Source organism: Vreelandella songnenensis (genome assembly GCF_003002925.1).
Lineage (GTDB): Bacteria > Pseudomonadota > Gammaproteobacteria > Pseudomonadales > Halomonadaceae > Vreelandella > Vreelandella songnenensis.
Map to the genome: position 1 here is coordinate 788,224 of NZ_PVTK01000001.1, position 13,771 is coordinate 801,994.

The following is a 13,771-nucleotide window of genomic DNA, read 5'->3' on the forward strand; positions in this document are numbered from 1 at the left end:
CCTATTTAAAATTTATTGAAATAGTCAAAAAACCACCAAGCGATTAATAAATATAGTAAATAAAAGATCACTCTCTTATTTCCTCTCAAAACTACCTGGCTTGACACTTATCAACATCAACTTTAAAAACCATATTTTTTATAGACTTAAAAAAAGAATTAACTTTTCTCTAAAAAATGACAATTAATCCATTATTTTAGCAAAAGGATAATCTATATTATGGTTATCCTGCGTACCATCGGCGTATGCTTTTTAAACACTTTATTCAGTAGTGACGATAGCGTGCTCCCTGATGGCAAGGCAGCTGGCGGGAAACGCAAGCAAATCGTCAAGAAGATGAGTTATCTAGTTACACGATAATTAACCATGGTAATCCAAGGAGGTTGAACATGGGTAGTGTGGCTTTTGGCGAGGCAATAAACGAAGATAGTGGTTCCGAAAAGAGTCTAAAAGAAGTTAGCGACGAAGAGCCAAGTATAGTTAACACTTCTTTTATTACTCCATCTGCAAACACCCACCACTCTTCAGATCCAGGCTTTACTGATAGTTTTCATGATACGGGGAGTAATCAGCCCCATCACAAGAAGTCAGACGCAGCGCAGCGAATTCTCTTTGTGACTACCGAGATTACCGACTTTGTAAAAGTGGGTGGTTTGGGCGACGTCTCCTCAGCGCTGCCTCGTGCGCTTGCCGCACACCACGATGTACGCGTATTGATTCCCGCCTATCGTGAAATGATTCACTCTGAGTACGAAATTGTTCCGGCGGGACACGTGCCTGCCTTCGCTGGCTTACCGGCCTGTGATATTGGCCGAATCACCTGCAGCGACGGATTGATCCTCTATGTCCTGCTATGCCCTGAGCTCTACGACCGCGAGGGCACCCCCTACGGGAGCGGCGCAAGTGGCTACGGCGATGGCCAGGGCGAAGGCTGGGTAGACAACGACATCCGCTTTGCCAGGTTGTCACGCGCCGCCGCCGACATCGCGTTGGGCCAGGCAGATCTTGACTGGCAACCTCAGCTACTCCATCTCAACGACTGGGCCTGCGGCCTGGCACCGGCCTATCTGCACTGGCAGGGTCACCCGGTACCCACGGTTTTCACCATTCATAATCTGGCATACCAGGGGCTGTTCAACGCCTCGCGCATGGCGGTACTCGGCGTGCCCGAAGACGCCTTTCACATCGACGGCGTCGAGTATTACGGCGAGCTCTCGTTCATGAAAGCGGGCATCAATTATGCCTCGCAAGTCACCACGGTCAGCGCCACCTACGCCCAGGAAATCACCACCCCCAAATTCGGCTGCGGGCTGGACGGCCTGCTGCGCTGCAAAGCCGAGCAGGGGCGCCTGAGCGGCATTCCCAATGGTATCGACGACTCCTGGGACCCGCGTACCGACAGCCACCTGGTGCAGGCCTTCTCCTGCAACGACTGGCGGGGAAAACGCGCCAATGCCGATTACGCGCGGCGCTTTTTCGGACTCAACCCGAGTCAGGGCCCGCTGTTTGCCGTGATCTCCCGGCTGGTACATCAAAAAGGCCTCGACCTTACCATCGAAGCCGCCAAGGCCATCGTCCATGGAGGCGGTCAGATCGTGTTCATGGGCTGCGGCGAACGCCACGTGGAAGACGCTTTGCGCCAGCTGTCGGAGCGCTTCCCGGGGGCGATCTCTGCCTATATCGGTTTCGATGAGTATCAGGCCCGCAGCCTGTTCGCCGGCAGCGACTTTCTGCTCATGCCTTCACGGTTCGAGCCGTGTGGATTGAGCCAGATGTACGCCCAGCGGTTTGGCTCACTGCCCATCGCTCACCGCACCGGCGGTCTGGCCGACACCATCGAAGATGGCGTCACCGGATTCCTGTTCGACGACATGCAGTTTGAAAGCTACATGCGCGCCATTCAGCGGGCGTTCGCGGTGTACAAGTCAACCGACCTGTTCAACGCCATGCGCGGAGCGGCGATGGCGGGACGCTACCACTGGAAACAGTCGATCGTGCCCTACAGCAAGCTGTACCGGGTAGCACTCGAGCAGTTAGGCAACGAGACAACGCTGGCCTGCCAGTAAAGGTGAAATACGCAATGTTGGAAAAGCCACTATTCCACAAGGAAGCCTTTCAACCGATGCTCGGCGCTCAGATCATTGAAGCGGGGCGGACACGTTTCACCCTTTGGGCACCCACAGCCAGGAGAGTGGATGTCGAGGTTGAGGGGCTGCCCCGTGCCACCATGACATCCACTCAGGATGGCTATGTCACCGCGGAGCTGGATTGCGGCCATGGCGCAGGCTACCGCTACCGTGTCTTCATGGAAGACGACGAACAGGGCACGCTGGTGCCCGACCCGGCCGCTCGTGCCCAGCAAACGGATATCGATAGCCCAAGCCTTGTAATCGACCCAGGCCGCTACGCGTGGCAAACACAAGGCTGGCAGGGGCGCCCCTGGCACGAAACGGTGCTTTACGAGCTGCACGTGGGCGCACTCGGGGGCTTTGCCGGGGTGCGTCAGCACCTGCCTTACCTTGCCGAACTGGGCGTCACCGCCATTGAGCTGATGCCGATCTCGGAGTTTCCCGGTGCGCGAAACTGGGGATACGACGGCGTGCTGCCTTACGCCGTTGAGGCTTCCTACGGAAGCCCAGATGACATGAAAGCCTTGATCGACGAGGCCCACCGCCTGGGCATCATGGTATTTCTCGACGTGGTCTACAACCACTTCGGCCCCGACGGCAACTACCTGGCAAGCTACGCGGCCCCCTTCTTCCGCGAGGACCTGACCACCCCCTGGGGACCTTCCATCGACTTTCGGAACCCTCAGGTGCGCCGCTACTTCATCGACAACGCCTTGATGTGGCTCGAGGAGTATCGCCTGGATGGCCTGCGCTTCGACGCCGTTCACGCGATCAGCGAGCAGGATTTTCTCACCGAGCTGGCCCAGGCGATACGCAGCCACACTGCCCCCGAACGGCACGTTCATCTGGTGCTGGAAAACGAAGGCAACACCGCAAGCCTGCTTACCCCCCCGCAGTTTACCGCCCAGTGGAATGACGACTGGCACAACGTGATGCACGTACTGCTGACCGATGAGCAGGAAGGCTACTACAGCGACTTTGTGCAAGATGCTACCCAACGTCTGGCACGCTGCCTTGGTGAAGGCTTCATCTTTCAGGGCCAGCCGTCACGCCATGGCCATATCCGGGGCGAACCCAGCGCGCATTTGCCCCCTACTGCCTTCGTTGCCTTTCTGCAGAACCACGACCAGACCGGCAATCGCGCCCTTGGCGAGCGCCTGAGCGTGCTGGCCGATGCCGAATCGCTTTCGGCCGCCGCTACCCTGCTGCTGCTTTCGCCGATGATTCCCTTGCTGTTCATGGGCGAAGAGTGGAGCTCCACGCGACCGTTTCTGTTTTTCACCGAACACAATGAAGAACTCGCCCAGGCGGTTCGCGAAGGGCGCCGGGCAGAGTTTGCCGACTTCAGCGCCTTTCGTGACGAAAAGGCCCGGGCAGGAATCCCAGACCCCAACGCGCTTGCCACCTTCGAGGCGTCAGTGCCCGATTTCGCCGCGCGGGAAATTGCGCCCCACGCTGACAGCCTGGCGCGCTACCGCACGTTGCTGGCCCTGCGCCACCAGCACATTGTGCCCCGCCTGGAAGGGGCGGCCTCGACAGGCACAGAGGTGCTTGGCCACAAGGCCGTGCTGGCCCGTTGGCGGATGGGCGACGCGACCCAGCTTGTGATTGCGCTCAACCTGAGCGAGCAGCCCGTGGCTATCTCGATGTTGAAAGGCGAGCGCTTGCATGAGACGCGCAGCGGTGTCGCGACCGCCGCGGAACAGGGCCAGCTCCCGCCCCGGGCGGCAGCCGTCTGGCTGCACCGCGAACAGCCTGCTGATGAGGTGGCCTTATGAAAGCTACATTGAGACAGCTCGCCGAAGCCGCCGGTCTACTGCTTGAATGGGAAGATAGCGACGGCAAGCCCTGCCAGCTGCCCGAAGAAACCCAACGACATCTGCTGGAGATTCTCGGCTTCAAGACGGCAAGCGAAACGGACATTGAACAAAGCCTTGAACGCCTCGAGCGCCTGAACACACCGCAAGGTCCCGACGAGTGGCCGTCGCTGCTGACCTGCGATGTCGACACGCCGATTTCCCTACCCTCACCGCTGGCGTCTGGCCAGGCTTATACCCTTGTCCTTGAACAGGGTGACCAGATTGACGGCCATCTGGAGAGCGACGGCAGCGTGCCCGGCATCGCGGAAATAGGCTATCACCGGTTACAGATTGCCGGCACTCGGCTGACCCTGGCCGTCGCCCCCCGTCAGTGCTATTCGCCGGGCGATGTCAGCGGTGACGCCACGCCGCGGCTGTGGGGCCTGGCCGCGCAGCTTTATGCGCTGCGCCGCACCGGGGATGGCGGCATTGGCGATACCCTGGCGCTCGAGCAGTGCATCGTCCAGGCCGCCGGGCAAGGCGCAGACGCCGTGGCCATCAGCCCGACCCATGCCATGTTCAGCGCCAACCCGGATACCTACAGCCCTTACTCGCCCTCCACCCGGCTGCTTTATAACGTGCTGTATAGCGCCGCTGAAGCCCTGCTGGGTGAGGCCTGCGTTCACAAAGCCCAAGAGCGCAGCGGCCTGCAGGCGACGCTACGCCAGCTGGAAGCCTGCGAGCTGCTCGACTGGCCCGAGGCGGCACGCGTCAAGCTCACCTGGCTGCGCTGCCTTTACGAAGACTTCATCGCGCGCAAGGAGGACGTGGCCCAACCTCTGCACCAGGCGTTTCAAGCATTTCGGCACAAGAGCGGCGACATGCTCGAAGACCACTGCCGCTTCGAGGCGCTGCAGGAGAAACTGGGCCCCAGCGACTGGCGCACCTGGCCTGCGGAACTGCGCGACCCGAAAAACCCGGCGCTTGCCCGGTTCGCCGAGACCCAGGCATTTGAGGTCGGCTTTCATGCCTTTCTGCAGTGGATCACCGCCGAGGGCCTCTCCCGTGCCCAGCAAACGGCACGCGAAAGCGGCATGGCCATTGGCCTGATCGCCGATCTGGCGGTGGGCGCCGATGCCGGGGGCAGCCAGACCTGGAGCCGCCAGGCAGACATGCTGGAAGGCGTTTCCATCGGCGCGCCGCCGGATCTGTTCAATGCCTATGGGCAAGACTGGGGCCTGGCCGCCTTCTCCCCCTACGGCCTGAAGCGTTCGGGGTTTCGCAGTTTCATCGACATGCTGCGCAGCGCCTTCGCTCACGCGGGTGGGGTGCGTATCGACCATATCCTGGGCTTGATGCGCCTCTGGCTGGTTCCCCATGGGGCCTCGCCCACGCAAGGCGGTTACCTGTGCTATCCGCTGGATGATCTGCTGCGCCTGATCGCCCTCGAATCCTGGCGCCATCGTGGCATCGTGATTGGTGAAGATCTGGGCACCGTGGCGCCGGGGTTTCGTCAGCGCCTTGGCGCTCGCGGCATATTGGGCATGCAGGTGCTGTGGTTTGAGCAGGATGAAGAGAACAACTTTCTTCCCACTCGCCAGTGGTCTCCTGAGGCCATGGCCACCACCTCGACCCATGACCTGCCCACCGTGGCCGGCTGGTGGGCGGGGCGCGATATCGAATGGCGCAGCCGCCTAGGGCTGCTCAAGGAGACGCAAACCGCCGCCAGCGAGCAGCAGGTGAGATGTCAGGAACGCGCCAAGCTGGCCGCCACGCTTGGCTTGCTGGGTACCACGCCGGCGGCCCTGACCCTGGAAGCCGCCGATATCCCGGTTTCCAAAGTGCTGGATGCCTGCGCGCGTCACCTGGGCAGCACCGCCGCCCCCTTGCTGCTGCTACCCGTGGAAGATGCGCTGGGCCTTGAAGAGCAGGCCAATCTGCCGAACACCGTGGATGAGCACCCCAACTGGCGCCGCCGCTTTACCGCCGAGGCTGGCCAACTGCTGGTCTCCGACGAGACACGCAAGCGGCTTGCCACGCTGGGCCAGGCGCGCAAGGCCTCCACCGCAAACCCGCCTTCACACTCCGCCCTGCACGGGAGCTCGGCTCATGAATGACATCCGCGCCACGCTGCGGCTGCAGTTCCATCGCGACTTCACCTTAACGGATGCCGAGCGCTGGGTGGATTACTACGCGGCCCTTGGCATCAGTCATCTCTATGCCTCACCGCTTCAGGTTTCACGGGCGGGGTCTGCGCATGGTTACGACGGTGTCGATCCTACCCGTATCGACCCCGAACTTGGCGGTGAAGCCGCCCTTGAAAGCCTGGTCTCCCGGCTGCGCAAGCGCGGCATGGGGCTGGTGCTGGATATCGTGCCCAACCATCTGGCCGTGGGCGGTTCGCAAAACCCCTGGTGGCTGAACGTGCTGACCTGGGGGAGCGACAGCCCCTACGCCAAGTTCTTCGATATCGACTGGCACTCTCCTGACCCCGCTCTTGCCGGCAAACTGCTCGTACCGTTTCTAGGCGCTCCTTACGCCGAGGTGCTGCGCTCCGGTGAGCTCGCGCTTGGCTATGACGCTGACACCGCCGGGTTTCATATCGACTATCACGAGCACCGCTTTCCCATCGACCCGCGTCACTACGGCGATATCCTGCGCTTTGCCGAGCACAACACCCTGTATGAACAGGCGGCGTTTTTCGAATCGCTACAGCAGAACGAAGACGCCTACGGCACTGCGCAAGGTATGTGTGCCCAGTTGAACAAGGTGATGGAGTCGGCCGCGGCGCAAAAGGCGGCCCGCGCGGCGACTGCCCTGTTCGACGCTACCAACGCCCATGGCGCCACGCGGCTTCACGCCCTGCTCGAGCGTCAGCACTACCGCCTGGCGTGGTGGCGCACCGCTTCGGACGAGATCAACTGGCGGCGTTTTTTCGACGTTACCGAACTCGGCGGCGTGCGGGTCGAGATACCCGACGTATTCGACGCCGTACACGCGCTGCCGCTACGGCTTGTCGAGAAAGGCTGGGTCGATGGGCTGCGCGTTGACCACGTGGATGGGCTGGCCGACCCGCGCGGCTACTGCCTGCGCCTGCGCCAGCGCCTGGATGCCCTGGCGGAAAAGCGCCCCTTGAATGCGCCGCGCCATGTGGCTCTTTATGTAGAAAAGATTCTGGGTGATGGCGAAACGCTGCACACCGACTGGGGCGTGGATGGCACCAGCGGCTACGAGTTCATGAACGAGGTCTCGGGGATACAGCACGACCCGGCAGGCAGAGAACCGTTACGCCGGTTATGGCATGACATGAGCGGGCGCGAGGCCGACTTTCCCGCCGAGGTACGCCTTGCCAGACGCGAAGTACTCAACTCTCTGCTGGCCAGCGAATTTTCCGCCTGCGCACGCGCCCTGCACCGCGTCGCTCGCGCTCGGCTGGAGAGCCGGGATATTACCCTGGCGGGCATTCGCCGGGCCCTTGAGGCGCTGGTTGTCCACTTTCCCATTTACCGCAGCTATGCCGATGCCGCCGGCCGCCCCGCCGCCGACGCGCCCTTCTTCGCTGAAGCGATGCTGGGGGCGCGCGACGTACTGAGCCCACCGGATACGGCGGTGCTCGAGGCGCTTGAGCGCTGGCTGGGGGGCGAAGCGCCCCAGGCGTGTGCCAAGGACGAAGAGCGCCAGCTGCGCCAGCACGCGATTACCCGCTTCCAACAGCTGACCTCGCCGGTGGCCGCCAAGGCGGTCGAGGATACCGCCGGCTACCGCAGCGCCGTGTTGATCTCGCGAAACGACGTGGGCTTTGATGGCGAGCACTTCAGCCATACTCCCGAGCGCTTTCACAAGGCCAACGCCCAGCGTGCCCGCGATTTCCCGCAGAGCATGCTGACCACCGCCACCCACGACCACAAGCGTGGCGAAGATATACGCGCCCGCCTTGCCGCCCTGAGCGAAGCCCCGGCCCGCTTTAGTGCCCAGGTCGAGCGCTGGCGGCGGATGGCGGCGCCGCTGCGCCAGGCGCTGCCCGACGGGCCGGCGCCCTCCCCGGGCGATGAGCTGATTGTCTATCAGATACTGCTGGGGGCCTGGCCGCCAACGCTCGACCCGCAGGACGACGATGGCATGCGCCAGTTCATCGAGCGGCTGACCGAATGGCAGCTCAAGGCCCTGCGTGAAGCCAAGCTGCGTAGCCACTGGCTCTGGCCCGATGACGCCTACGAGGCGGCCTGCCGCGAATTTCTCGAGGGGCTGTTGACGACCCCGGCCCTGCGCGACTCGATTGCCGCCGCGGCGCGCGAGCTTGATCTGCCGGGTGCCGTCAACGGGCTTGCGCAAACGGTACTGCGCCTGACCGTCCCCGGCGTGCCCGATCTGTATCAGGGTGGCGAGTTCTGGGACTACAGCCTGGTTGATCCGGATAACCGCCGGCCCATCGATTACGCCTTGCGTCAGGCAGCGCTCGATGAGGCGCTTTCGCCTGCCAAGGCGCTACCCACCTGGCGCGATGGCCGAGTAAAGCAGGCGCTCACGGCCCGGCTATTGGCCTTGCGCAGCCGCCATCTGGCGCTGTTTGCCCACGGCGATTACCAGCCACTGACGGCCACCGGTGAACATGCTCATCGTGTGGTGGCCTTTACCCGCCGGTATAGCGGTCATCAACTGCTGGTAGTGGTTCCACGCCTGGCAACGCCCCTGCTGTCAGGCGCCGAACGGCCGCTTATCGCGCCGCCCGCGTGGGGGGATACCAGCCTGCAACTTAGCCCGGGCAATTGGCACAACGTCTTGACTGAAGCGCCTCTGGACACAGGCAGCGCCAGCGTTTACCTGGCCACCCTGCTTTGCGACCTGCCCGTGGGCGTTTTTCTACGTGAAGAGCACCTGGACAGCAGTACCTCAACACCGAGTCACCTTTAGATAGCACACAGGGAGAGCTGAGATGACTGACGAAGAACGCGTACGTCAACTGGCCTACAGCATCTGGGAAGCTGAAGGGCGCCCCGAAGGGCAGCAGCAGCAGCACTGGGACAGAGCACTCAAGATAGCGGCCGCCGAGCAGGCGGCGGGCAACGACGCCGGGCTCGAAGAAGTGGGTGAACTCATCGACGAGACCCCGATTCTGGAAGACGACCTGCCTCTGGAGGAGGACGAGCTCGGCATTCAGGAAAATCGCCTGCCGCTGGAAGCCCCGGACGGAGACCCTTCGTTCGATGAGATCCCGTTTCGGGATGACGTAACGGCAGGTCAGGACGTGCCCGTCCATGACCGCGGCCACCCTTCACAAACACCCACACCGGAGGACACGACCGGCTCGCTGGAGCCACTGCCCGAGGACTCCGCCACGGTCACCCGTACCCGCCGCCCCCGGCGCGCCAGCGAACCCGCTTCAGCGGCAGATACCGCCGCGGTTGGCAAGCCCGCCACGAAGCGCAAGGCCAGTGCGAGCAAGACAAGTACAAGCAAGACCAGCAAGAGCAAGACCCAGGACAGCGAAACGAAAAAGGCGGGGCCGGCGAAGCGATCCAAGCCGCTTAAATCCGATCAGCGTTAACACGCTAGCCCCACAATCGAGTGGCCGAACAGCTCAAGGATGAAGGTAATGAATACAAGCCAAGCTCGGCGGGACGGCAGTAACTCCGTTGCCACTGATGAATCACCCAGCGTCATGCGGCGTTCGCGCGTCCATGAAGGCTCCTCGTTCCCACTCGGCGCCACCTGGGATGGGCTGGGGGTGAATTTCGCGCTGTTCTCGGCGCATGCCACGCGGGTTGAACTGTGTCTGTTCGACGATACCGGTGAGCATGAGCTTGAGCGCATCGAGCTGCCCGAATATACCGACGAAGTCTGGCATGGCTATCTGCCCGATGCTCGCCCGGGCCAGCTTTACGGTTACCGCGTGTATGGGCCCTACGCCCCCGAGGAAGGCCATCGCTTCAACCACAACAAGCTGCTGCTCGACCCTTACGCCAAGCAGATCGTTGGCGAGATAAAATGGGATGAAGCGCTGTTTGGCTACACCATCGGCCATGCCGACGGCGATTTGAGTTTCGATGAACGCGACAGTGCACCGTTCATGCCGCGCTGCCGGGTGGTCGACCCCGCCTTCACCTGGGGCCGCTCGCGGCCGGTACAGCGCCCCTGGGATCGTACCGTGCTCTACGAAACCCACGTGCGCGGCTATACGATGCGCCATCCCTCGGTACCCGAAGCGTTACGCGGCACCTTCGCAGGCCTGATGGTCAACGACGTTGTCGAGTATATCCGCTCGCTGGGCGTGTCTTCGGTAGAGCTTCTGCCCATCCACGCGTTTGCCGACGACCAGCACCTGCAGGAGCAGGGGCTGCACAACTACTGGGGCTACAACACTCTGGGCTTCTTCGCCCCCCATTCGCGCTACTTGTCCGGCGATAGCGTCAACGAATTCAAGGAAATGGTCGCGCGCTTTCATTCAGCCGACCTGGAAGTCATTCTTGACGTGGTTTACAACCACACCGCCGAAGGCAACGAGCTCGGCCCGACGCTATCGTTCAAGGGCATCGACAACGCCTCCTACTATCGCCTGATGCCCGAGGAGCCGCGCTACTACATCGACGATACCGGTACCGGCAACACCGTTAATCTGAGCCACCAGCGCGTTCTGCAGATGGTTACCGATTCGCTACGCTACTGGGCGACCGAAATGGGCGTCGACGGCTTCCGCTTCGACCTGGCGACCATCCTTGGGCGCGAGCCTCACGGGTTTGATGAAGGCGGCGGCTTTCTCGACTCCTGCCGCCAGGACCCGGTGCTCAGCCGGATCAAGCTGATTGCCGAACCCTGGGACTGCGGCCCCGGCGGCTATCAGGTGGGCGGTTTTCCGCCAGGCTGGGCGGAGTGGAATGACCAGTTCCGCGATACCGTGCGTGCCTTCTGGCGCGGCGATGAGGGGCAACTGCCAACGCTTGCCACGCGGCTCATGGGCTCGGCGGACTTCTTCAACCGCCGCGGACGCAGGCCGTTTGCGTCGGTCAACTTCGTTACCGCCCATGACGGCTACACGCTGCATGACCTGGTGGCCTATGACGACAAGCACAACGAGGCCAACGGCGAGAACAATCAGGATGGCCACAGCCATAACCTGTCCTGGAACCACGGCGTTGAAGGCCCCAGCGACGATAGCGACATCCAGGCGCTGCGCCTGCGCCAGATCCGTAACCTGATTGCCACCACGCTGTTTTCTCAGGGCACCCCCATGCTGCTGGCCGGCGACGAGCTGCTGCGCACCCAGCAGGGCAATAACAACGCCTACTGCCAGGATAACGAGATCAGTTGGCTTGACTGGAACCTGGATGGCGATGCCCACGCGATGATCGAGTACGTTCGCCAGGTCAACGCACTGCGGCTGCGCTACCCCATCCTGCGCCGAGGGCGCTTTCTCTCCGGTGACTACAACGAGGAGATGGGGCTCAAGGAAGTCACCTGGCTTGCCCCGGACGGCAACGAAATGGACGTGGAGCGCTGGGAGGACACCGAGTCGCGCACCCTCGGCCTGCTGCTCGACGGCCGCGCCCAGCCCTCCGGCATACGCCGGGCCGGGGCGGATGACACCCTGCTGCTGCTGTTCAACGCCCATCACGATGCCGTGGCGTTCCAGCTACCCGAAGCGCCCAGCGGCAGCGGCTGGCGATGCCGTCTCGACACCAGCCAGACCATGGGGGACGCCCCCTCACCCCGCGCTTTTGGCGAGGAGCACGTCATGGAAGGCCGGTCGCTGGCCCTGCTGGAACTGGTCCAGCAGGCTGATAACACCGTTTCCTAACCATTAGCGGCAAGGAGAAGCATGCGATGAGTTCAACCGTCCACTCAGCGCCGGGGGCCAACCCGGCGCAGGAGCAAAGCGATATCCTGGCGGCCGTCGAGGCCCCGCGCATTGCCATTGAAGCCGTCATGCCATCCCTTGACCAGGGGCGCTTCGCGGCCAAGGCGGTGGTCGATGAGCCGGTATTGGTCAAGGCCACGATCTTTGCCGATGGCCACGATGTCCTCGCCGCAGCGATCTGCTGGCAGGATGACGAAGGCCGAGAGCAGCGCGAGCCCATGCATCTGGCCAAACCGCTCGGCCTTGATGAATGGGAAGGATGTTTCACTCCCCGCCGGGTGGGGCGCCATGCGTTCGTCATCGAAGCCTGGTGGGATATTTATGCCACCTACCGCTACGAGCTTTCCAAGAAGCACCAGGCAGGGGTGGCGGTTGGGCTCGAACTCGAAGAAGGCCGGCTGCTGGTCGAGCGCGCCTCTGAGCGCAGCGAAGGCGCGCTGCGAGACGCCTTGAACAGTGTCCACGAGCAGTTTTTAAAGGCTCAGCAGGAGGCCGAGCGCGTCGCCCTGCTGCTGGCAAGCGAGACAGCCCGGTTGATGCACGACGCCGACACCCGCCCGCACCTGACCCAAAGCGATACCCGTTACCCCCTGGACGTGGAGCGGCTCAAGGCGCGCTTTGCCAGCTGGTACGAGCTGTTCCCCCGTTCGGAAACCGACGACCCGACCCGCCACGGCACGTTCAAGGACGTTCACCGCCGTCTGCCGATCATTCGCGACATGGGCTTTGACGTCCTCTACTTTCCGCCTATCCACCCGATTGGGCGCGCCCACCGTAAAGGCCCCAACAACAGCCTGGTAGCGGGCCCTGATGACCCGGGCAGCCCCTACGCCATCGGCAGTGCCGAAGGCGGCCACGAGGCCATTCACCCGGCGCTTGGCACGCGTGAGGATTTTCGCGCGCTGGTGCACGCGGCCAGCCAGCACGGCCTGGAGATTGCGCTCGATTTTGCCATTCAGTGTTCGCCGGATCATCCTTGGCTCAAGGAGCATCCGGGCTGGTTCTCCTGGCGGCCCGATGGCTCGATCCGCTACGCCGAAAATCCGCCCAAGAAGTATCAGGACATCGTCAACGTCGACTTCTACGCCCAGGACGCCATGCCCGCGCTGTGGCTCGAGCTGCGCGATGTGGTACAAGGCTGGGTCGATGAAGGAGTGAAGATATTTCGCGTCGATAACCCCCACACCAAGCCGCTGCCCTTCTGGGAGTGGCTGATCGCCGATATCCGCCGACGTGATCCCGACGTGATGTTCCTGGCGGAAGCGTTCACTCGCCCGACCATGATGCTGCGTCTGGGCAAGCTCGGCTTTAGCCAGAGCTACACCTACTTTACCTGGCGTCACACCAAGGCCGAGCTGACCGAATACTTCACCCAGTTGAACGAAGCGCCACTGCGTGACGGCTACCGTCCCAACTTCTTCGTCAACACGCCGGATATCAACCCCTACTTTCTGCAGTCCTCCGGGCGCGCCGGCTTCCTGCAGCGCGCGGCGCTGGCCACCATGGGTTCCGGGCTTTGGGGCATGTACTCGGGGTTCGAGCTGTGTGAAGGCGCCCCGGTGCCCGGCAAGGAGGAGTATCTCGATTCAGAGAAGTACGAGATTCGCCTTCGCGACTATAGCGCGCCGGGCAATATCGTCTACGAGATCGCCCAGCTCAACCGGATCCGGCGAGAAAACCCGGCCCTGCATACTCACCTGAACCTCGAGACTCATACCGTTCATAACGACCGCGTGCTGCTGTTCAGCAAGAACACCGAGGCACTCGACAACGTCATTCTGGTGGCCGTCAACCTGGACCCTTTCGAGGTACAGGAAGGGGCGCTTGAACTACCGCTTTCGTTATTCGGCCTGGCCGAGGATGCGGCCCTGCACGTCGAAGACCTGATGAGCGGCAGGCGCTGGATCTGGCAGGGCAAATGGCAGTCGGTTCGGCTTGACCCGGCGGCGATGCCGTTCGCTATCTGGCGCATCCGCCCGGCGGACTAGCCA

At 62.4% G+C, this 13,771-nt stretch carries 7 protein-coding genes; all 7 read left to right on the top strand.

Annotation, left to right across the window (positions count from 1 at the left end; all coding sequences use genetic code 11):
• The first annotated feature begins 494 nt into the window (after window positions 1–494).
• The 7 genes from glgA to B0H98_RS03555 are packed head-to-tail and all read left to right on the top strand — an operon-like array spanning window position 495 to window position 13,768.
• On the top strand, window positions 495–2,066 hold the full coding sequence (glgA, locus tag B0H98_RS03525; protein ID WP_422822138.1) for a glycogen synthase GlgA: 1,572 nt from the start codon (window positions 495–497) through the stop codon (window positions 2,064–2,066).
• 14 nt (window positions 2,067–2,080) lie between these two features.
• Window positions 2,081–3,907: a malto-oligosyltrehalose trehalohydrolase gene (gene treZ / locus B0H98_RS03530; RefSeq protein ID WP_106373666.1), complete on the top strand. Its 1,827-nt coding sequence runs from the start codon at window positions 2,081–2,083 to the stop codon at window positions 3,905–3,907.
• Window positions 3,904–6,045 (top strand): 4-alpha-glucanotransferase, encoded by a 2,142-nt coding sequence (malQ, locus tag B0H98_RS03535; RefSeq protein WP_106373667.1) that lies wholly within the window; start codon window positions 3,904–3,906, stop codon window positions 6,043–6,045. Before treZ ends, malQ begins: the two co-directional genes overlap by 4 nt.
• Complete coding sequence (gene treY / locus B0H98_RS03540; RefSeq protein WP_106373668.1) at window positions 6,038–8,839, top strand: malto-oligosyltrehalose synthase; 2,802 nt, start codon at window positions 6,038–6,040, stop codon at window positions 8,837–8,839. Before malQ ends, treY begins: the two co-directional genes overlap by 8 nt.
• A gap of 22 nt (window positions 8,840–8,861) precedes the next feature.
• Window positions 8,862–9,473, top strand: coding sequence for a DUF2934 domain-containing protein (locus B0H98_RS03545; RefSeq protein WP_106373669.1), 612 nt, complete (start codon window positions 8,862–8,864; stop codon window positions 9,471–9,473).
• A 48-nt stretch (window positions 9,474–9,521) separates the two neighbouring features.
• A complete protein-coding gene (gene glgX / locus B0H98_RS03550) occupies window positions 9,522–11,720 on the top strand; it encodes a glycogen debranching protein GlgX (RefSeq protein WP_208623572.1) in 2,199 nt (732 codons plus the stop codon).
• A 26-nt stretch (window positions 11,721–11,746) separates the two neighbouring features.
• Window positions 11,747–13,768 (top strand): alpha-1,4-glucan--maltose-1-phosphate maltosyltransferase, encoded by a 2,022-nt coding sequence (locus B0H98_RS03555; RefSeq protein ID WP_106373670.1) that lies wholly within the window; start codon window positions 11,747–11,749, stop codon window positions 13,766–13,768.
• The last annotated feature ends 3 nt before the right edge of the window (window positions 13,769–13,771 follow it).

Bases quoted from the DNA above. Each gene is read 5' to 3' on its own strand.
- treZ (WP_106373666.1), top strand. From the start codon at position 2,081: ATGTTGGAAAAGCCACTATTCCACAAGGAAGCCTTTCAACCGATGCTC.
- malQ (WP_106373667.1), top strand. From the start codon at position 3,904: ATGAAAGCTACATTGAGACAGCTCGCCGAAGCCGCCGGTCTACTGCTT.
- treY (WP_106373668.1), top strand. From the start codon at position 6,038: ATGAATGACATCCGCGCCACGCTGCGGCTGCAGTTCCATCGCGACTTC.
- B0H98_RS03545 (WP_106373669.1), top strand. From the start codon at position 8,862: ATGACTGACGAAGAACGCGTACGTCAACTGGCCTACAGCATCTGGGAA.
- glgX (WP_208623572.1), top strand. From the start codon at position 9,522: ATGAATACAAGCCAAGCTCGGCGGGACGGCAGTAACTCCGTTGCCACT.
- B0H98_RS03555 (WP_106373670.1), top strand. From the start codon at position 11,747: ATGAGTTCAACCGTCCACTCAGCGCCGGGGGCCAACCCGGCGCAGGAG.